Origin of the sequence: Curtobacterium sp. SL109, assembly GCF_026672405.1 — a bacterium.
GTDB lineage: Bacteria > Actinomycetota > Actinomycetes > Actinomycetales > Microbacteriaceae > Curtobacterium.
The window spans coordinates 1,760,243-1,780,802 of the sequence record NZ_JAPPRB010000002.1; the positions used below are offsets into that span (position 1 = coordinate 1,760,243).

The 20,560-nt window shown below is 72.3% G+C and carries 15 protein-coding genes; 7 read left to right on the plus strand and 8 right to left on the minus strand.

Going from position 1 to position 20,560, the window contains the following annotated elements; genetic code table 11:
- The first annotated feature begins 6 nt into the window (after positions 1–6).
- A complete protein-coding gene (locus OVA28_RS09880; RefSeq protein ID WP_194660743.1) occupies positions 7–3,423 on the plus strand; it encodes an error-prone DNA polymerase in 3,417 nt (1,138 codons plus the stop codon).
- Between the two features lie 624 nt (positions 3,424–4,047).
- Here the strand turns inward: OVA28_RS09880 and OVA28_RS09885 are convergent.
- Positions 4,048–5,493: a sensor histidine kinase gene (locus OVA28_RS09885; RefSeq protein ID WP_268096805.1), complete on the minus strand. Its 1,446-nt coding sequence runs from the start codon at positions 5,491–5,493 to the stop codon at positions 4,048–4,050.
- A gap of 11 nt (positions 5,494–5,504) precedes the next feature.
- A complete protein-coding gene (locus OVA28_RS09890; protein WP_194660744.1) occupies positions 5,505–6,182 on the minus strand; it encodes a response regulator transcription factor in 678 nt (225 codons plus the stop codon).
- A gap of 183 nt (positions 6,183–6,365) precedes the next feature.
- Between OVA28_RS09890 and OVA28_RS09895 the strand changes: the two genes are divergently transcribed.
- The gene (locus OVA28_RS09895) at positions 6,366–6,683 is read left to right on the plus strand and encodes a hypothetical protein (protein WP_268096806.1); all 318 of its coding nucleotides are present in this window, start codon (positions 6,366–6,368) and stop codon (positions 6,681–6,683) included.
- A 25-nt stretch (positions 6,684–6,708) separates the two neighbouring features.
- On the opposite strand, the gene OVA28_RS09900 is transcribed toward OVA28_RS09895, so the two are convergent.
- Entirely contained in the window at positions 6,709–7,764 is a 1,056-nt protein-coding gene (locus OVA28_RS09900) for an FUSC family protein (RefSeq protein WP_268096808.1), read from the minus strand.
- 81 nt (positions 7,765–7,845) lie between these two features.
- Between OVA28_RS09900 and OVA28_RS09905 the strand changes: the two genes are divergently transcribed.
- Both OVA28_RS09905 and OVA28_RS09910 read left to right on the plus strand, forming a co-directional pair.
- Positions 7,846–9,090 carry an aminoglycoside phosphotransferase family protein gene (locus OVA28_RS09905; protein WP_194660747.1) on the plus strand — a complete coding sequence of 415 codons (1,245 nt, stop codon included), beginning with the start codon at positions 7,846–7,848 and terminating at the stop codon, positions 9,088–9,090.
- A 595-nt stretch (positions 9,091–9,685) separates the two neighbouring features.
- The gene (locus tag OVA28_RS09910) at positions 9,686–11,812 is read left to right on the plus strand and encodes a DEAD/DEAH box helicase (protein WP_194660748.1); all 2,127 of its coding nucleotides are present in this window, start codon (positions 9,686–9,688) and stop codon (positions 11,810–11,812) included.
- Positions 11,813–11,948: 136 nt separating this feature from the next.
- On the opposite strand, the gene OVA28_RS09915 is transcribed toward OVA28_RS09910, so the two are convergent.
- Positions 11,949–12,221, minus strand: coding sequence for a mycoredoxin (locus tag OVA28_RS09915; RefSeq protein ID WP_071274277.1), 273 nt, complete (start codon positions 12,219–12,221; stop codon positions 11,949–11,951).
- A gap of 59 nt (positions 12,222–12,280) precedes the next feature.
- Between OVA28_RS09915 and OVA28_RS09920 the strand changes: the two genes are divergently transcribed.
- The gene (locus OVA28_RS09920) at positions 12,281–13,810 is read left to right on the plus strand and encodes a CYTH domain-containing protein (protein ID WP_194660749.1); all 1,530 of its coding nucleotides are present in this window, start codon (positions 12,281–12,283) and stop codon (positions 13,808–13,810) included.
- A 131-nt stretch (positions 13,811–13,941) separates the two neighbouring features.
- Here the strand turns inward: OVA28_RS09920 and OVA28_RS09925 are convergent, their stop codons facing one another.
- Both OVA28_RS09925 and OVA28_RS09930 read right to left on the minus strand, forming a co-directional pair.
- Positions 13,942–16,113 (minus strand): S9 family peptidase, encoded by a 2,172-nt coding sequence (locus OVA28_RS09925; RefSeq protein ID WP_268096809.1) that lies wholly within the window; start codon positions 16,111–16,113, stop codon positions 13,942–13,944.
- A gap of 9 nt (positions 16,114–16,122) precedes the next feature.
- On the minus strand, positions 16,123–17,382 hold the full coding sequence (locus OVA28_RS09930; protein ID WP_268096810.1) for a Fic family protein: 1,260 nt from the start codon (positions 17,380–17,382) through the stop codon (positions 16,123–16,125).
- Positions 17,383–17,492: 110 nt separating this feature from the next.
- Here OVA28_RS09930 and OVA28_RS09935 point away from each other — a divergent pair, with 110 nt between their 5' ends.
- Positions 17,493–18,692, plus strand: coding sequence for an amidohydrolase (locus OVA28_RS09935; RefSeq protein ID WP_268096811.1), 1,200 nt, complete (start codon positions 17,493–17,495; stop codon positions 18,690–18,692).
- Between the two features lie 6 nt (positions 18,693–18,698).
- On the opposite strand, the gene OVA28_RS09940 is transcribed toward OVA28_RS09935, so the two are convergent.
- Together OVA28_RS09940 and OVA28_RS09945 are read right to left on the minus strand one after the other, a co-directional pair.
- Complete coding sequence (locus OVA28_RS09940) at positions 18,699–19,589, minus strand: aminodeoxychorismate lyase (RefSeq protein ID WP_268096812.1); 891 nt, start codon at positions 19,587–19,589, stop codon at positions 18,699–18,701.
- A gap of 19 nt (positions 19,590–19,608) precedes the next feature.
- On the minus strand, positions 19,609–19,959 hold the full coding sequence (locus OVA28_RS09945) for a tryptophan synthase subunit alpha (RefSeq protein ID WP_268096813.1): 351 nt from the start codon (positions 19,957–19,959) through the stop codon (positions 19,609–19,611).
- A 64-nt stretch (positions 19,960–20,023) separates the two neighbouring features.
- Between OVA28_RS09945 and OVA28_RS09950 the strand changes: the two genes are divergently transcribed.
- Complete coding sequence (locus OVA28_RS09950) at positions 20,024–20,545, plus strand: 8-oxo-dGTP diphosphatase (RefSeq protein ID WP_268096815.1); 522 nt, start codon at positions 20,024–20,026, stop codon at positions 20,543–20,545.
- The last annotated feature ends 15 nt before the right edge of the window (positions 20,546–20,560 follow it).

Below are 20,560 nucleotides of genomic sequence, written 5' to 3' on the forward strand. Positions count from 1 at the left end.
CAGCTGATGGGGTACAACAACCCACCGATCCCGTGGTCGCAGTTCGAGCGGGCGCTGTCGGACAAGCGCAGCCCGGGGACGGCGCACGAAGGTGACGGCGGGGACAGCCCCGCGTGGTCGCGCAAGCGTGCGCCGTACGAACCGTCCGAGGTCGCCCGGGGCGGCGACGCACCCACCGTGCCGTACGCGGAACTGCACGCGCACTCCACGTTCAGCTTCCTCGACGGCGCCAGCCAGCCCGAGCACCTGTTCGAGGAAGCCGCCCGGCTGCGCCTGCACGCCCTCGCACTCACCGACCACGACGGCTTCTACGGCGCTGCCCGGATGGCGGAGGTCGCCGAGGCGTACCCGACCGTCGGCACCGTGTACGGCACCGAGCTCTCCCTCGGCCTGACCGAACCGCAGAACGGGGTCCCCGACCCCGAGGGCTCCCATCTGCTGCTGCTGGCCGACGGACAGGACGGCTACCACCGGTTGGCCGGCGCCGTCACGAGCGCCCACCTGCGCGCCGGGTCCGAGAAGGGCCGCCCGCAGTACGACCTCGACGACCTCGCCCAGCGGTCCGGCGGCCACTGGCGGGTGCTGACGGGCTGCCGGAAGGGTGCCGTGCGACAGGCACTCGAACACGGCGGCGAGTCCGCGGCCGACACCGCCCTGCGCGCGTTGCTGGACCGCTTCGGGACCGGTAACGTGGTCGTCGAGCTCCTCGACCACGGCGACCCGCTCGACAGCGCCAGGAACGACGCCCTCGCCGCGTTGGCGACCGCGCACGCGCTGCCCGTCGTCGCGACCGGCAACGTGCACTACGCCACACCCGACCGCTTCCCTGTGGCGACGGCACTCGCCGCGGTGCGGGCACGGCGCAGTCTCGACGAGATCGACGGCTGGCTGCCGGCCGCCGACACCGCCCACCTACGGTCCGGAGCCGAGATGGCCCGTCGGTTCGCGCGGTACCCGGGCGCGATCGAGCACAGCGTGACGCTCGCCGACGAACTCGGCTTCCGCCTGAAGACCGTGCAGCCCGGACTGCCCGACATCGACGTCCCCGACGGCCACACCGCGATGTCGTGGCTGCGGGAGCTCACGTGGGACGGCGCCCGTCGCCGGTACCCGGGCAGCGCGGACGGCGTCGACCCGCACAAGCGGGAGCGCATCGAACGCGAGCTCGCGGTGATCGAGGACAAGAAGTTCCCCGGGTACTTCCTCATCGTCCGTGACATGGTCCAGTACGCCAGGGGGCGGGGGATCCTCTGCCAGGGACGCGGCTCCGCGGCGAACTCGGCGGTCTGCTACCTGCTGGAGATCACCGCGGTGGACTCGATCCGCTACGGCCTGCCGTTCGAGCGGTTCCTGTCGGCGATGCGCGACGAGGAGCCCGACATCGACGTCGACTTCGACTCGGACCGCCGGGAAGAAGTGATCCAGTACGTCTACGACAAGTACGGCCGGTACAACGCCGCGCAGGTCGCGAACGTCATCACCTACCGGCCGAAGGGCGCCGTGCGGGACATGGCCAAGGCGCTCGGCCACAGCCCCGGGCAGCAGGACGCCTGGTCCAAGCAGGTCGAACGCTGGGGGTCCGTCACCGAGAGCCAGGACCACGACATCCCGGCCGAGGTCGTCGGGTTGGCCAGCGACGTCCTCGGGTTCCCTCGACACCTCGGCATCCACTCCGGCGGCATGGTGCTCACCGACCGGCCGGTGGGGGAGGTCGTGCCGATCGAGCACGCCCGCATGGACGGCCGCACCGTGCTGCAGTGGGACAAGGACGACTGCGCGTACATGGGGCTGGTGAAGTTCGACATGCTCGGGCTCGGCATGCTCGCGGCGCTGCAGTACTCGTTCGACCTGGCGGCGGAGCACTGCGGGGAGCGCTGGGAGATGCACTCCATCCCGAAGGAGGAGCAGGGCGTCTACGACCAGCTGTGCCGGGCGGACACGATCGGGGTGTTCCAGGTCGAGTCCCGCGCGCAGATGGGCACGCTGCCTCGACTGCTCCCACGCCGGTTCTACGACCTGGTGATCGAGGTCGCGCTGGTGCGCCCCGGGCCGATCCAGGGCGGCGCGGTGCACCCGTACATCCGGCGCCGCACGGGCGAGGAACCCATCACCTACATGCACCCGTCGCTCGAGCCCGTGCTCGAACGCACCCTCGGTGTGCCGCTGTTCCAGGAGCAGCTGATGCAGATGGCGATCGCCGTCGGCAACTGCTCGGGTGACGACGCCGACCTGCTGCGGCGTGCCATGGGGTCCAAGCGCGGACACGAGAAGATCGACCGGCTGCGGGACAAGCTCTACGCGGGCATGGCGGACAACGGCATCCACGGCGCGGACGCGGACACCATCTACGCCAAGATCCAGGCGTTCGCGAACTTCGGCTTCGCGGAGAGCCACTCGATCAGCTTCGCGCTCATCGTCTACGCCAGCGCCTGGATGCGGCTGCACTACCCGGGCGCCTTCCTCGCGGCGCTGCTCCGGGCCCAGCCGATGGGGTTCTACTCACCGCAGACCCTGGTGGCCGACGCCCGCCGACACGGTGTCGAGGTGCTGCGTCCGGACATCCTGCGCTCGGCGGTCGACGCCACCCTGGAGCCCCTCGACGGACACACCGCCGGTCCGCATGGTGACGACGCCTGTCTGGCCGGCGAGCAGCCACCCGTGCTGCCGTTCGACAAGGCACGGCCCGACGACACCGCACAGCACCGGCGGGACGGTGCCTCCGCGGTCCGGCTCGGGCTGGCCGAGGTGGCCTCGCTCGGGCGGAAGAGCGCCGAGCGGATCGTCGCCGAGCGGGACGCCAACGGGCCGTTCACGGACATGTCCGACCTCGCCCGTCGGGTCGGACTGACGACGCCGCAGCTCGAGGCCCTGGCCGCCGCCGATGCGTTCGCGCCGTTCGGGGTCGACCGCCGTGGCGGCATGTGGTCAGCTGCCCAGGCCGCTGCCGAGCGTCCCGACCAGCTGCCCGACACGCAGGTCGTCGTGCAGCCGCCGCTGTTCGGACAGATGACGAGCGGCGACGTCCTCATCGCGGACATGTGGTCGACGGGCATGACGACGGACGACCACCCCGTCGGGCACCTCCGCGACCGGCTGCGGGCCAAGCGGGTGCTCAGCGTCGGGGACCTCGCCACGGCCGAGAACGGGCGGCGGATCGAGGTCGGCGGCATCGTGACGCACCGGCAGCGTCCGGCGACGGCATCGGGGATCACCTTCCTGAACGTCGAGGACGAGACCGGCCTGGTCAACGTCATCTGCAGCGTCGGGGTGTGGGGGCGGTACCGGCGAGTTGCCCGGGAGTCGCCGGCGGTCGTCGTGCGCGGGATCCTCGAGCGCTCGCAGGACGGCGTCGTGAACGTCGTGGCCGACCGCATCGAGCGCCTCCCGCTGGCGGTCAGGACGAGGTCCCGCGACTTCCAGTGAGGCGGGTGCCTCGCCGAGGTGCCGCGGTGCCGCGGCGCCGAGGTGCCGTGTGGGGCGCGATGTGCGCCACGGGGCGCAACGCGGGGAGCGGCGTCGTGCGGAGCGGCGCATGCGCGTGGACGGGCCCATTCGCCCATCTGCGCAACGCGACGCCGTACCCGCCGCACCCGCCGTGCTGACAGACGTCGGCACGTGTGCCGCGCCCGCTGCGCCGGCCGCGCCGGCTGCGCCCGCTGCGCCGGCCGCGCCGGCTGCGCCCGCTGCGCCGGCCGCGCCGAGGGACGTCGGCACATGCCGGGCGGGAGGCTCCGCGCGGGCTGGCACCGAGCCTCCCGTCCGTCCGCGCCGCACCACCAGCGGTCGCGACACCCCGCTCAGGTCCGTCGACCGGCCACAACCAGTCGGTGGGAGCGTCGCGCAGCGACGACGACCGCCCTCTCGGCGGAACGCACGCGGGGCGTCATGACCACTCGAGGCTGGCACAAGGGGGCGGCGCAGCAGCCCGAGGATCGAGGGAGCAGGAACCGTCGGGTGCGGGCGGCGACCCGACGATTCCTGCTCCCTCGATGCGGACCGCGGGCGAGGGCGCCGCGCCGCGCTACCGCGCCGCGCTACCGCGCCGCGCTACCGCGCCGCGGGGACGCGCACGGTGACCTCGAGACCACCGGAGCGGACGTTGCGGAGGGACGCCGTGCCTCCTGCCCGTTCGGCGACGGCACGGACGATCGCGAGCCCCAGGCCGGAACCGCCCGGCAGGGGGATCGCGCCGGTCGCCGGGTCGGGAGCGGGGCGGGACTTCCGCGCCTCGTCGGGTCGGGTGAAGCGGTCGAACGCCACGGGCACGAAGGACTCGGGTACGCCGGGCCCGTCGTCGGTCACCTGGAGCTCGCCGAACTCGGGTGTGCTGCGCCAGGTGACGAGGACGCCGCCGCCTCGGGGGAGTGCGGAGACGGCGTTGCCGGCGATGTTCGTCACGAGTTGGGCCATACCGCCGGCGTCGAGCCGGTACCGGGCCTCGTCGGGTGTCGGGGACGCCGCTGGCGGCTCCAGGTCGAAGTCGACCGTGATGTCCTTCGTGCTCGCGATCAACCGGACCCGGTCGACGGCGGCCATGACCTCGTCACCGAGGTCCGACCACGTCGAGAGCGCCTGCTGGTCCGTGTCACCAGCGCGCTCGGACTCCTCGATCCGGGACAGCGTCAGCAGGTCGTTCGCCAGCCGGGACAACCGCGCGACGTTGTTCTTGGCGCGCTCGATGTGTTCGGCCAGCGCGGCGGCGTCACCGGTGTCGAGCGAGGCGAGGTCGAGCTGCGTGGTGAGGATCGCGAGCGGGGTGCGCAGCTCGTGGCTGGCGTCGGAGACCATCTGCCGTTCGCGCTCGGTCGCCTGCCGGGTCCGTGCCAGGAACGCGTTGAGGGTGACGGCGAGCGACGCCAGCTCGTCCTGCGCCGGCCCGACCGGCAGTTCGGCGCGTTCGGGCGCGACGGAGAGCCGTTCAGCCTCGCGGCGCATCCGGTTCACCGGCCGGAGGGCTGCGGTGGCGAGGATCCACGAGGCGACCCCGAACGCGACCAGGATCGCCAGCCCGGTGACCGAGAGCGTCGTGGTGAGGTCGTCGACGACGATCGCCTCGGCCTGCGCGTTGCGGGCGGCGACGACGGTCCACCGGCCGGCCTGGTTCACGGGGTGTTCGACGACGACGCGGTACTGCGACCCGGACACGTCGATGACGCTCGTGCCGGCGGCGGTCGTGGTCAGGCTGCCGAGGGCGCTCTCGACCCGGGACGGCATCGTGGACAGCACGATGTCGCCCTTCGGCGAGACGACGGCGACGAGTTGCAGGTTGCCCGGCGGCGAGAAGTCCGGGTTGCTGTCGACCTCGAGCGTGGCGACGTACGGGTCGGCGTCGGCGTCGAGCAGCGTCCTGGTGGCCGACGCGACGACGCTGACCACCTGGAACCGCATCACCAGGACGAGCAGCACGATGACGACCGCGGCGATCGCCGTCGAGCCGATCGTGATCCGTGACCGGAGCGAGAGCAGCCGGAGCGGCCGGATGAAGCGCAGCACGTCGGGGCGCGTCAGGACCCGAGCAGGTCGAGCCGGTAGCCGCGTCCGCGCACGGTGGAGATGGCGACCGTCGCCTCGTGCGACGTCAGCTTCTTGCGGAGGTACGAGATGTACTGCTCCACGACGTTCGGGTCGACGTGCTGCGAGCCGTCCCAGACCTCTTCGAGGATCTTGGGCCGGTCGACCACCGTGCCGACGGAGCGCGCGAGCAGCCGCAGCAGCGCGAACTCGGTGGGGCTGACGGCGACGCGCTGGCCCTGGATGGAGACACGGCGGGCCTCGGAGTCGATGGCGACGTCGCCGACCTCGATGATGCGCGGTGCCCCGGCGGCCTCACGGCGGCCGAGCGCACGGAGCCGGGCGGTGAGCTCGGCGAAGGCGAACGGCTTCGTCAGGTAGTCGTCGGCACCGGCGTCCAGGCCGAAGACCCGGTCGTCGACGCCGTCGCGGGCGGTGACGAGCAGGATCCGCACGGGGTCCTCTCGTTCACGGATGCGCCGCGCCAGCTCGAACCCGGACATGCCGGGCATCATCACGTCGACGACCGCCAGGTCGAACGCGTTGTCCCCGAGCGCGATGAGCGCCTCGACACCGTTCTCGACCGCGGTGACGCGGTACCCCTCGGCGGCGAGACCGCGTTCCATGAGGGCGCGCATCTCGTCGTCGTCCTCGACCACCAACAGCCGCATAGTGACCTCCTGGGACCCATCGTGGCATCGAACCGGCGTCCGGTGGTGTTCCGACCATGATCCTGACTGAATCTCGTCACAGCGTGCCCCGTGATCGAGGGACGTGAGGACTGCTTGCTTCGTTGCTAGGCTCCCCGGCAGGACGGGATGTACCCGACAGACCGTCCTGTCTCTGGGGGACACATGGACGACCACTCTGACCACCCGGCAGTCATCCGACTGCGAGCCGAGCTCGACGCCGCGTGGAAGGGTGTCGGAGCGCTCGCGCAGCTCGAGCACGTCAGCCGCGACCGTGTCGTCGCCGAACTCCGCGCCGCCGTCCCGGACGTCGCCAGTCGCGCTGCTCGCGAAGCCGGACAGGAGGCCGTGGTCGCCGAGATCCGTCGGTTCGCAGCTGCTGACGTGGTCGCCTCCGACCCCACCGTGCCGAGCCGCGTGATCTGGGGCGACATCGTCGGCACCGCCACCGTCGCGGCCACCGCCACCACGACCCTGTCGTAGGAGGGGCCGGCGCGCGACACCGCGGTCAGTCGTCCTCGCCGAGCAGCTCCTCGCGCACGCGGCGGATGTCCTCGAGCAGGGCGCCGATGAGGATCCAGTGCCGTGAGTTCGGCCGGACGACCTCGAGCGGTGCGGTGAGGGCGGGTTCGGTCTCCTCCGCGAAGGCCTCTGGCTCCGCCTGCGCCAGTTCCGTGGACTCGACCTGTCGCCCGAGCGCCCGCACGTCGGCGCCGATCCTCGCCACCTCGGTCGCGATCCGACCCACCATCGGGTCGGCGCGGAGGTCGGGCGTGGCATTGTCGCGGATGGCCCGCGTCATGCCGGTGACCCGGGTGACCAGGACGCGCAGGTGCTCGGTGACGGCGACGTCCCCGTCGAGGATCGTCCGGTGTCGGCCGCCGCGCGGGTTCATCGTGAGCGACTCCCGCGCCGCGGTCAGCGCTGCGTCGGCCTTGGTGTGCTGCTGGCGGAGCGAGCGGGCCCGGAGCAGGGCGTCGTTCCACCGGTCGTGGTCCCAGCCCTCGGTGAGACCGATCGCGACCCGCTCGAACGCCACCGCCGTGTCGCGCGCCAACCGGCCGACGGCGAGGTGTGCCGGCCGGAGCAGCACCGGCGGCACGATGACGGCGTTCACCACGAGGGCGACGGCCGCGCCGAGCACGGTCTCCAGCACCCGGTCGGCCGAGTAGTTCGGCGTGACCACCCCGGCGGTGAGCACGAGCATCCCGCTGATGCCGACCTGGGTCGCCGAGGTCGGGGTCAGCCGGAGCGCCCAGGCGATCAGGATCGACAGGACGATCACGACGAGCACGACCCAGACCGCGTCACCGAGCAGGAAGTGCAGCCCGGTCGCCAACACGACGCCGAGCACGACACCGGCGCTCCGCTCGAGGCCCTTCACGAAGGACTGGTTGATGCTCGGCTGCACGACCAGCAGCGCCGCGATGGCCGCGAAGGTCGGGAAGGGTCCGCGGATGACGAGTTCCGAGAGCAGCACCGCCGCGACCACCGCGACCGCGGTCTTGACGACCTGCAGGAAGGGGGAGCGGCTCGAGCTGCGGAGGCGCGAGACCGGGTTCACGAGGACCACGCTAGCCACGCATCCGCACGCCGAGCCGTGCACGAACGCGACGAAACCGCACGGACACGGTTGACTGGTGTCGTGTGGCCGAATCATGAGCGCGTCATCCCGGAGGCCTTCGTCGGCTCCGGGACCACTGTGGTGGCCGCGCGCGCGCACTCGGTCGAACCGTCGGGCAACGGGTACCTCTACGGGTACGAGGTCGACACCCTCGACCGGAACAACCTGCGTGCCACCGTCCTGACGTACGTCGACACCGGCGGCACCCACGACCAGAACAGCGCCCTGGTGACCGACCCGGCGACCAACGAGCCGGTCTCGGTCTGGGCGTACCCGAACGACCCCGGTCTGCCGGTCCTGCCGCAGGTGACCTACCGCGACGCCGTGGCCGAGCTCCTCACCACCCTCGGCATGCCGGTGACGAACCCGGTGCTGACCGTCGCGGCCTACCGCCCGGGCAAGCGCGCCGTGGTCCGGGTGGACGCCCCCGAGGGCACGCTCTTCCTCAAGGTCGTCCGGCCCCACCGCGTCGCACCGATCGTCCGCACGCACGAGCAGTTCGTCGCCGCCGGGCTCCCGGTGCCGCGTGTGCTCTCCAGTCGGGGCGACGGGCTCCTCGTGCTCGAGCGCATCCGCGGCGTGCCGGCGGGCAGCCGCATCCTCGACATCGCCGACGACCCGCGCTTCGTGGCGTCGCTCGCAGCGCTGACCGGCCGGATCGCCACCGTGCCGATGACCCAGCAGGCCCGCGCCGACGCGATGGACCACGCCGACTGGCACCGGAAGACGCTCGTCACGGCGCTGCCGCAGGACGCGCTCGAGATCGATGAGCTCTACGACGCGATCGGCCGACGGTCGATCGGCTGGACCACGACGGACAAGCAGGTCGTGCACGGCGACCTGCACCTGGAGCAGGTCTTCGTCGACGAGGACGAGCCCTGGCGCATCTCCGGCCTGCTCGACATCGACACCGCCGGCTGGGGCTACCCGGTCCGCGACATCGGTGCCGTGGTGGCGCACCTCGTCGTCACCGGGCTGTGGCACCGCTCCCGCGGCGACGCCGACCGCGGCGCAGCGGCGGAACGCCTCGCCGACGCGATCGCCCGCGACTGGGCCGCCAGGAACCCGGCCGCCGCCGAGCGACTCGGACCGGCCATCGGTGCTCAGCTGCTGGCGCACGCCGGCGGCCAGGCGACCACGGGCTCCGCGAACGGCATCGCCACCGCGGAACAGCTGCTGCGGGCGACGCGGGCCGCGCTCGCGGAACCGGCCCCGAGCCTCCCGGCCGACGGCTCCGGCCGCCCGCGGTCCGCACCCCGCGTCTGAGACGCGCGTTCCCGCCTGCCGCTGTTCGTATGGCAGGTCGCAACGCGCGTAGTGGGTCGGGAAATCGGACCCGGTACGCGCGTTCCCACTCGCGACGCGCGTTCCTGCCTGCTGCGCGTGACGCGGTGCGTCGGAACGCGCGTGGAGCGTCGGACGATCCGACCCGGTACGCGCGATCCCACCCACCACGCGCGGTCTGGCCCACGGCCACCGCCTGGAGGCCCGACGCGCGCGGGGTGCGCCGAGTCGCCTCCGTCGGTGGTCCGGGAGTACACTGACCGCGCACGCACCGCGTGATCGCACGTCGCGTCGATTCCGGACACGACACTCGACCGGTTGGCCGAGCGGGCACCGGGTCCGCGACCGCTCCCGGTGAGTCGCGTGCGTGCGACAGCGCCGGATCCTCCGCGCAGATCGTGCCCATCGGACACCACCCGGGTGACCACGACGGGCACGGTCGACAGCCAGACCGTCGTGGGGATCGGCGCACCGGTGGGCCGCATCGGCCCGCCACGGCAGTGGTGCGACGGACGCACCGACGACTTCCGCCAGGACGGCGGCTCGCCCCGGTCTCGGGACGGAACAAGGAGGAGCCTTGGCTCGATCAGGCACGCGGCGTGCAGCCGGTGGGACGCGGACCGCGTCGCGCCGGACCCGGCCGCTCGACAACGACGGCGTCATCCCCGTGCTCGCCCGCGCGGTGCGCGAGGTCGAGGCGGCCGCCCAGCGCGGACCGCTGAAGGCGTCGAACCGCACGAAGTTCCAGGCGGTCGCGCTGCTCATGCGCGAGGAACGTGCCCGCGTCAAGGCGGACACGACGCTCACCGACGCCCAGCGCGCCGAGCAGATGAAGCGGCTCGACGGCGTCGCGACCATCCTCGCCAAGACGGCGGCACGCGACACCAGCGTCATCCAGCTCCTGGCCGAGGAGTCGCCCGTCACCGAGGCGACCCGCACCGTCAAGCGCGACATGATGATCGCCGGCGGCGTGGAGATGCAGCCGGAGGACCTCGTGATCGCGGCCGAGCCCGCGCCGGTCGTCACCGCGCAGGAGCGTGCCGTCGTGCCGCAGGCCGTCGTGCAGCGCCAGCTCGCCAACCCGTTCCTGCCGCCGGACTTCGCCCTCGCCGACCAGCCCGTCGCGCACCCGCGGCGCCTGGCGAACTGGGAGCTCTTCGGACCGCTCTTCAAGTCGTTCGAGTACGGCGCCGGTGGGGGATCGGCCTCGATGCCGCTGCCCGACCCGACCTCGGTGCAGACGATCTCGGGCACCACGCTGATGCAGCACCAGGCGGAGCTCGTCGCGGCCGCCGCGCAGGGCCACCGCACGTTCCTGCTCGCCGACGAACCCGGACTCGGCAAGACCGCGCAGTCGCTGCTCGCCGCCGAGGCCGCCGGGGCGTACCCGCTGCTCGTCGTCGTGCCGAACGTCGTCAAGACGAACTGGGCCCGCGAGGCCGCCCGCTGGGTGCCGAACCGCCGCGCGACCGTCATCCACGGCGACGGGGACGACCTCGACGGGTTCGCCGACGTCGTGATCGTGAACTACGAGATCCTCGACCGGCACTTCGGCTGGCTCGGGGCCTTCGGGTTCAAGGGCATGGTCGTCGACGAGGCCCACTTCATCAAGAACAAGGACTCGCAGCGCTCGAAGTTCGTGCTGCAGCTCGCCGAGAAGATCCGCGCGCGCACCTCGTCCCCGCTGCTCATGGCGCTCACCGGCACCCCGCTGATCAACTCGGTGGAGGACTTCCGCACGATCTGGGAGTACCTCGGCTGGATCGACGACAAGAAGCCCCGTGCGCAGCTCATGAACGAGCTCGAGGACATCGGGCTCACCCCGGCCGACCAGGGCTTCTTCGCCGAGGCCCGACGCGCCGTGATCGACATGGGCATCGTCCGGCGCCGCAAGGTCGACGTGGCCGCTGACATCCCCGCCCGTCGCATCGCCGACATCCCGGTGGAGCTCGACGGCGACGAGGGCCGCTCCATCCGCGACGCCGAGCGCGAGCTCACCGCGAAGCTCGTCAAGCGCTACCACCAGGCGCTCGACGCCCGCACCGGCCAGGCGCCGGTCGACGGCATCGACCACAAGCTCGTCCGCCAGGTCGCACGGTGGGAGCTCGAGGACCAGGACGCGTCCTCCACCGGGGAGAACGTGTTCTCGATGGTCCGGCGCATCGGCCGCGCGAAGGCCCAGCTCGCGGCGGACTACGCGGCGCAGCTGGCGGCGAACGTCGGCAAGGTCGTCTTCTTCGCCAAGCACCTCGACGTGATGGACCAGGCGGAAGAGGTCTTCGCCCGCCGGCACCTGCGCACCGCGACGATCCGCGGCGACCAGACCGCGGCGCAGCGCACGGCCGAGATCGACTCGTTCGTCAACGACCCCGACGTCGCCGTGATCGTGTGCTCGCTGACGGCGGCCGGCGTCGGGCTCAACCTGCAGGTGGCGTCCAACGTCGTCCTCGCCGAGCTCTCCTGGACCAGTGCCGAGCAGACCCAGGCGATCGACCGTGTGCACCGCATCGGGCAGGAAGAACCGGTCACCGCGTGGCGCATCATCGCCGCACAGACGATCGACACGAAGATCGCCGAGCTCATCGACTCCAAGGCCGGTCTGGCAGCGCGTGCGCTCGACGGCTCCGACGAGGAGGTCGTCGACTCGGGCGACATCCAGCTCGACGCCATGGCGGCGCTGCTGACGGAGGCGCTCGGCGGCTGAGGTCGGTTGAGCCGGTGCGTCTGTACGCGGAACACCGGTGTTCGTGCGTCGCGCCGCGGATTCCCGCGGCCTGGAGCACGAACACCGGTGTTTTGCATCACGGCCCGACGCAGGGAGGCGCCGCCCGGGTCGCGCGTCAGATGCGCGACTGGACCTCGGCCAGGGACGGGTTCGTCGCGGTGCTGCCGTCGGGGAACACCAGCGTCGGCACGGTCTGGTTGCCGCCGTTGACCTCGGCGACGAGCTCGGCCGTGCCCGGCGTCTGCTCGATGTCGACCTCGGTGAACGGCACACCGGCCTTGGACATCTGGTTCTTCAGACGCGCGCAGTAGCCGCACCAGGTGGTGGTGAACATGGTGACGCCGCCGGCCTGGGGCACGAACGCGTCGCGGGTGATCGTCTCGCTCATCTCCACAGGCTAACCCGCCGTGTCGTGAGCAGACCCTGCACCCTGGTAGACAGGGGCATGTGACGGACACGCACCTCGAGATCGAGCGCACGTACGACCTGCCCGACGACGCCAGCCTCCCCGACCTCATCGGGGTCGGCGGCATCATGCAGGTCGACCACCAGGAGCCCTTCGAGCTCGACGCCACCTACTGGGACACCGAGCGGTACGACCTCGTCGCCGCCCACGTCACGGTCCGTCGGCGCACGGGCGGCACGGACGCCGGCTGGCACATCAAGCGTGCCGAGTCCGACACCGTCCGGCACGAGGAGCACTTCCCGCTCACGGACGACGCCGACACCGTGCCGGTCGAGGTCCTCGCCGCCCTGTTCACCGAGCGCCGCGGCCGCGGTCTCCGTCCGGTCGTGCGCATCACGACCACCCGCACGGTCACGCGACTCCTCGACGAGGACGGCGACCAGATCGCCGAGCTCGCCGACGACCGCGTCAGCGCCGAGCGCCTCGACGACGACGCCCCCGCCGATCCCCGCACCTGGCGGGAAGCCGAGGTCGAGACCGTCGAGGGCGTCGATCAGCAGGTCGCCCACGAGTTCCTCCGGTCCCTCGACGGCCGCTTCGCCGCGGTCGGGGCCGGCCCCGCCGCCGTCGCGTCCAAGCTGGCACGTGGGCTGGCAGGGGCACCCGCGCTGCGCCTCCAGTCCGCCGAGAAGCCGGACAAGGGCACCGTCGCCCGCGCGGTCGCCAAGCGGCTCAAGAAGCTGCGCTCCGCGCTGCTCGGCCAGGAGGCCCGGCTCCGCTCCGGCGACACCGCCGGCCTCCGTGAGACGGCCGAGACCGCACTCGGAGTCGCCGCCGTCCTGCAGACGTACCGTCCGGCGTTCGCCGCGACCGAGGACCTGGACCGCGCCGCCGAGGCGGCGGACGCCCTGGCTGCCGTCACCGCGAAGGCCGCGCTGGCCGAGTACCTGATCGAGCGCCTGCCGCGGGCGTCGTCGCCGGCACAGGACGAGCTCGTCGACGCGATGACCCGCGAGCGCATCCTGGCGTCGACCCGGGAGCGCCGCGACCAGGCCTCGCGCGACGTCGTGGCGTTCCTGCACACGGAGGCGTTCCTGGAGCTCCTCGACGCCCTCGACGACGCCGTCGAGCGCCCCGCGCCGACCGCGTGGGCGCTGCGCTCCCCGAAGCACGTCGCGCAGGACGTCTCCGCGATCGTGAAGCCCCACGTGCGCGAACTCGTCCGCGACGCCGTGGCCGACGACACTTCGGACACCGCCGCTGCCCGCGAGGCCGCCGACCGTGCCACCACCGAGCTGGCGTGGCAGGCGACCATGCGGGCCCGGATGGCGATGGACCTGCTCGGGGACGACGCCTTCCCGCACGCGCTGTGGAAGCGCATCGGCGCGGCGGCGGACGTGCTCACGGAGCGGGTGCGGTCGCTGTACGCGCTCGACGCACTGCGGGCGAACGCGGCCATCGCTGAGCGTGGTGGCGAGTCGACGTTCGGGTACGGCGTGCTGGCCGGTGACCGGGTGCGCCTGGCCGAGGAGTCCTACGACGAGGCGGTGCACGCGCTCAACCGCGTGTGACGCGCTGCGTGCGCTCGCGCTCGCGCATGCGCGTGCGTGCCCGTGCGGGTGCGTACCCATCGAGGGAGCAGACGACGTCGGGTGCGTGACCGCGACCCGACGTCGTCTGCTCCCTCGATGCTGTCCGGGCGCTAGCCCGCCGCGATCGGCGCTGCCGAGGCCGCCGCAGGGGAGACGTCGGCCAGTCCGAGCGTGTCCAGGATCCACGCGAGCTCGAAGGCACGCTCCTGCCACGAGGCGTACCGGCCACTGACGCCACCGTGGCCCGCGGCCATCTCGGTCTTCAGGAGCACCGGGGCACCGACCTCGCGGAGCTTCGCCGTCCACTTCGCCGGCTCGACGTAGAGCACGCGGGTGTCGTTGATCGAGGTGACCGCGAGGATCGCCGGGTACTTCACGTCCGAGCGGACGTTCTCGTACGGGCTGTACTCGCTCATGTACCGGTAGACCTCGGGGTCGTGGAGCGGGTCGCCCCACTCGTCCCACTCGATGACGGTCAGCGGCAGGTCCGGGTCGAGGATGCTCGTCAGCGCGTCGACGAAGGGCACCGCTGCGACGATGCCGGCGAAGCGGTCCGGGGCGATGTTGGCGACGGCGCCCATCAGGAGTCCGCCGGCGCTGCCACCCTCGGCGACGAGCCGGTCGGGGCTGGTGCGACCGGTGGCGATCAGGTGGTCGGCGACCGCGACGAAGTCGGTGAAGGTGTTCTTCTTCGTCAGGGTCTTGCCGTTCTCGTACCAGTGCCGGCCGAGCTCGCCGCCACCACGCACGTGGGCGACCGCGAAGACGACCCCGCGGTCGAGCAGCGACAGGCGCATCACGCTGAAGCCGGGGTCGATCGAGTACTCGTACGAGCCGTAGCCGTACAGGTGCAGCGGGGCCGGGGCGTCGGTGTCGACGGCGTCCCGGCGCCACACGAGGGAGACCGGCACACGGGTGCCGTCCTCGGCCGTGGCCCAGTCGCGCTCCTGCACGTAGTCGTCGGGGTCGTAGCCGCCGAGCACGGGCTGGCGCTTGAGCACCGTGACCTCGCCGGTCGCGAGGTCGAGGTCGCTCACCTCGGACGGCGTGACGAACGAGGTGAACCCGATGCGGAGCGTGGGCTGGTCCCACTCCGGGTTGCCGCCGAGGCCGGCGGAGAACAGGGCCTCCTCGAAGGGGACCTCGCGCGGTTCGCCGTAGCCGTCGCCCTCGATCGGGATGATCGCGACGCGGGGCAGGGCCTCGGCGCGGTACTCGACCGCGAGGTGGCCGGCGAAGGCGTCGGCGGACTCGATGCGGCGTTCGGTGTGGTGCGCGACGACCACGCGGCGGTCGGTCTCGGAGGTCGGGTCGTCGGCGGGGACGTCCACGAGCTCGAAGTTCTCGGCGCCGTCGTTGTGCAGCACGAGCAGGCGGTCGCTGCCGCCGACGATGGCGTGCTCGATCTCGTACTCGACGCCCTCGCGCCGGGGCCAGACGACGTGGAACTCGCCCGTCGGGTCGGCGGCGTCGAGGACCCACGCTTCGGACGTGATCTTCGAACCGAGCTCGATGACGATGTACTGCGACGAGCGGGTCACCCCGATGCCGACCCAGTAGCGGTCGTCGGGCTCCTCGAACACGACGACGTCGTCGGTCGAGGCGGTCCCCACGGTGTGACGCCAGATGCGGTCCGGGCGCCAGGAGTCGTCGACGGTGGGGTAGAACACGTAGCGGCCGGAGGGGTCGAACGTGGCGCCGGAGCCGGTCTTCTCGACGACGTCGGGCAGGTCCTCGCCGGTGGTCAGGTCACGGACGTGCAGGGTGTAGCGCTCGTCACCGGCGACGTCCACGCCGTACAGCAGCCGGGTGCCGTCGTCGGAGATGTCGTAGGACCCGAGCGAGAAGAACTCGTGCCCGTCGGCCAGGGTGTTGCCGTCGAGGACGACCTGCTCGCCGGGGAGGGTGGCCGCGCTCTCCTCGAGCGACGGCGGGGTCCAGTCGTCCGGACCGCTGATCGGGGCGCGGCACTGGACGCCGTACTGGCTGCCCTCGGCCGTGCGCGTGAAGTACCACCAATGGCCCATGCGGACCGGGACGGAGAGGTCCGTCTCCTGCACGCGGCCCTTGACCTCGCCGAAGATGCGCTCGCGCAGTGCGGCGAGGTGGTCGGTCGACGCGGCCGTGTGCGCGTTCTCGGCTTCGAGGTACGCGATGGTGTCCGGGGACTCCTTGTCCCGGAGCCACTCGTAGTCGTCGACGAAGTCGATGCCGTGGTGGGTCCGCGTGACGGGCCGCTTGTCGGCGGTGGGCGGGGTGGTCGCTTCGTGCTCGCTGCTCACCGTGCCAGCCTAGGCCGCGTCCTCGTGCACGAGCTCGCGGCGCACGCCGTCGTGCACCCCGACGGCGACCCGCTCGGCGAAGGCGTCGAGCTCGGTGGCGACCCCGGTGACCAGCCAGGCCCGGCCTCGGCGGCGCTGCGTGACCGGACGCACGGCTCCGCTGCGCTCGAGCGTCCGGACCAGGGCGTCGACCGATGCCGGCCCGGACCCCGGTGACCGTCGGCGGAGTGCGACGACGAGGTCCTCGGCGGCGTCCTCGGTCAGGACGGCGTCACGGGAGAGCTCGGGGAGCGGCCAGGGGAGCTGCCGACGGGTGTCCTCGGCGTGCTCGTCGAGCAGCAGTGCCACCAGCGCAGCCTCGTCGCAGACCGTCCCGATCGCCACCGCGAGGTCGGCGACGAAGTCGTGCACCAGGCCGGAGCGGTACCGGGCCAGATGCTCGAAGTACCGCGACCGGTCGGCCACGAGTGCGGTGGCGACCGGCACGGTGATCGTCGTGGTGAGCCCGCGGCGGCGCAGGACCGCCCCGATGAGCGCACGACCCATGCGCCCGTTGCCGTCGGTGAAGGGGTGGACGGACTCGAACTGGGCGTGCGCGATCGCTGCCTGCGCGACGGGGTGCAGGTCGTCACGCTCGAGGAAGGCGACGAGGTCCGCCATGGCGTCGGGGACGAGCTCGGGCGGTGGTGGGACGTACGTCGCAAGTCGTGGGCTGCCACCCCCGCCGATCCAGTTCTGCACGGTGCGGTACCGACCGGCGGCGCGGCCGTCGAGCGGGTCGTCGCGCATCAGGTCGTGGTGTGCGGCGAGGATCGAGCGCTCGGTGATGCGTCCGGTGCTCGCGCCGCAGCCCGTGCTGGCGTCGGCCGTCAGTCGGCGGAGCGCGGTCGTCGCGGCGACCATCAGCGTCGCGCTGCCGTTCGCCCGCACACCGACCACGGCGCGGACGTAGTCGTCGAGGTCGGCGTGCTCGTCCTCGATCCGGGAGGACGCGACGGCCTCGGTCCGTGCCAGCAGTCCGCCCAGTGCGCCGAGCCGGTCCCCGTGGTGCTCGTCGAGGCTCCGGAGGGCCGCGGCTGCCCGGTCGAGCAGCGCGAGGTCATCGGGCACGGGGTCGTACCGGCGGTCGGCGATGGGCGGCGGCACGGAGGTCGTGACCACGGTGCAGAGCCGGTCGGCACGAGGACCACGGCGCGAGCTGCGCCACGGCCGCTCGGCCGTGCCGTGGACCGCCCACTCCGGGGCGAGACCGGGGCCGTCGTCGTCCACGTGTCCTCCTGTCGTCCCTCCGACCGTAGGCACGGCGTCGCCCCAGCCGGGCATCGTCGGGATGTTGTATCTCGCCGTTGTCGTCACCGGCCGTGGCTACCGTGGACGACATGACCAACACGTTCGCGATCACCGGTGCCCACGTCGTCCCCGTCACGTCCCAGGAGTTCGACGGGGGAGCCGTCGTCGTGCAGGACGGCCGCATCACCGCGCTCGGTCCGGACGTCGCGCCGCCGCCCGGTGTCCCCGTGATCGACGCCGCGGGCGCATGGCTCCTCCCCGGCTTCGTCGAGGCCCACGGGCACGTCGGCATCCACGAGGAGGCGAACGGCCCGGCCGGCAACGACACGAACGAGCTCACCGGACCCAACCAGGCCGCGGTCCGCGCGATCGACGCCGTGGACATCGACGACGAGGGCTTCCGGGACGCCCTCTCGGGCGGCGTCACCGCGATCGTCGTCAAGCCCGGGTCCGGCAACCCGATCGGCGGCCAGTCCGTGGCGATCAAGACCTGGGGCGGGCGGACCATCGACGAGCAGCTCATCTCGGACGCCGTGAGCGTGAAGAGCGCCCTCGGCGAGAACCCGAAGCGCGTCTACGGCGACAAGGGCCAGACGCCCTCGACACGGCTGGGCGTCGCGAAGGTCATCCGCGAGGCCTTCGTCGACGCGCAGGACTACCGTGCCGCACGGGACGCCGCTGCCACGAAGGGCGAGCCGTTCGCCCGTGACCTGACGAAGGAGACCCTGGTCCGGGTGCTCGACGGCGAGCTCGTCTGGGACCAGCACACGCACCGCCACGACGACATCGCGACCGCGATCCGCCTGTCCGAGGAGTTCGGTTACCGGCTCGTCGTGAACCACGGCACCGAGGGCCACAAGATCGCCGACGTCCTGGCAGCCAAGGACATCCCGGTGATCTACGGACCGCTCTTCACCAGCCGGTCGAAGGTCGAGCTCCGTGACCGGGGCATCCCGAACCTGGCGGCGCTCGCCGCCGCCGGGGTCCGCGTCGCGATCACCACCGACGCGCCCGTCGTCCCGATCGCCATGCTCGTGACGCAGGCGACGATGGCGGTCCGCGACGGCCTGCCCCGTCAGACGGCGCTCGAGGCCCTCACCGTGAACCCGGCGACGTTCCTCGGGTTCGGGGACCGCGTCGGGCGCCTCGAAGCCGGTTGGGACGCCGACCTGGTCCTGTGGTCGGGCGACCCGCTGGACGCCACCAGCCGGGCGACCCGGGTGTGGATCGACGGCCAGCAGGTCTTCGCGTGGGCCGACGGCGTGGGGACCACCACGCCCCGCTGGTAGCGAGCCTCAGGACTCCCGCGACAGCAGGAACTCGTTCATCTGCTCCGTCAGGTCGAGGTCCATCGCCTGCTCGTCCCCGTTCACCAGTCGAATCGGGGCGGCCTGTCGCACGCTCGACACGAGCCACAGGGCATCCGCCGCCCGCAGGTCCGCCATCGTGACGAGCTCGTAGGCCGTCTCGATGCCCTCGGCCTCGGCGAACCGGAAGACGTCCGCCTGCGTGGTGCCGGCGAGGATCCCGATGTCGGTGCGCGGCGTGACGAGCCGTCCGCCGACCGCCATCACCAGGTTGGCGCGGGTGCCCTCGAGCACGTAGCCGTCGCTCGAGACGAACAGGGCGTCGTCGGCCCCGCGTCGGACGGCCTCGCGCAGGGCTGCCATGTTCACCGCGTACGAGAGCGACTTCGCGCCCTGCAGCAGCCACGGCGAGGTGCGCTCGACGTCGTGGCGGTACCCCCGGTCGAGCGTCACGACGGAGATGCCCTGCGTCCTGGCGGGCGTCGAGTCGCCGGAGGCCGCCGCGTACACCCAGCCGGTGGGGCGGTCGGAGCCCTCGACGCCGCGGGTCATGACCGTCTTCGCGAAGGCCTCGTGCACGGGGTCGAGCTCGGCGCAGACGGCCTCGACCGCGCGGCGCCAGGCGTCGAGGTCGGGCAGCGGCAGGTCGAGCATGCGGGCGGAGCGCACGAAGCGGTCGAGGTGGGCCTCGAGGGCCTGCGGACGGCCGTCGACGACGGTGATCGTCTCGAAGACGCCGTCACCGCGGATGATCCCGAGGTCCTGCACCTGGAGGTTCGTGCCGAGGGGCGCCTCGTACGTGAAGGCGTCCGCGGCGGGGTCGTGCGCGGCGGCCTCGCGCGAGGGTTGGTTCAGGACGGCGAGCACGGTTTCGGTCATGCGACCATCCAACCGCAGGTCAGGTCTGCTTCGGCAGGGCTCCCATGAGCTTCCAGACGGCCTCGGTCAGCTCCGGGTGCTGCAGCGCGATGCGGCGCAGCCGGTGGTACTCCTCGCCGAGCCGGGTGCCCTGCCCGGAGGCGGGGTGCATCGACCACTGCGCACTCCGGCGTCCGATCGCGTCGTCCATCTCGAGCGCTTCTTCGCGGAGGATGAGCACGACCTGCTCGTCGACGCTCGGCAGCATCGGCATGAACTCCCACGGGTCGTCGCCCTGACGACTGCGGTGCTCGACGATCATCGAGATCTCCTCGGCAGCCTCGGCACGCAGCACTTCGAGGCTGCGCCCGAACCGACGGTGCTCAGCCATGGTGCCCCCGCAGACCACCTGCCATGGAACGAGCGTACGCCAGTTCTTCGGCCAGACTGGACACGTGCCGACCCGTGACGAGACGAAGAACCAGCACCCCAGAGTCGTCGTCGTGTACCTGCTGCGCGACGGTGCCGACGGGCAGGAGGTGCTCCTCGGGGAGAAGCGCCGCGGCCTCGGGACGGGACGTGTGGTCGGCCCCGGCGGCAAGCGCGAGCCGGGGGAGTCCGCGGTCGAGACCGCCGTCCGCGAGGTCGCCGAGGAGGTCGGCCTGCGGCTCGACCCCGCCGACCTGGAGGCTCGTGGCACGTTGGACTACCGGTTCCCGTTCCGCCCGTCCTGGTCCCAGGTCTCCGACGTCTTCGTCGGCAGGCGCTGGTCCGGCACACCCACCGCGAGCGACGAGCTGGAAGCACGATGGGTCCCGGTCGACGCGGTGCCGTACGACGCCATGTGGGACGACGCCCGCTACTGGCTGCCGGGCGTGCTCCGCGGCGGGACCGTCGACGCACGCTTCACGTTCGCGGAGGACGACGCGACCGTCGCGGGGTTCACGGGCACCGGCGTCGACGCACCGAGCCGCTAGACAGCTCGGGCAACT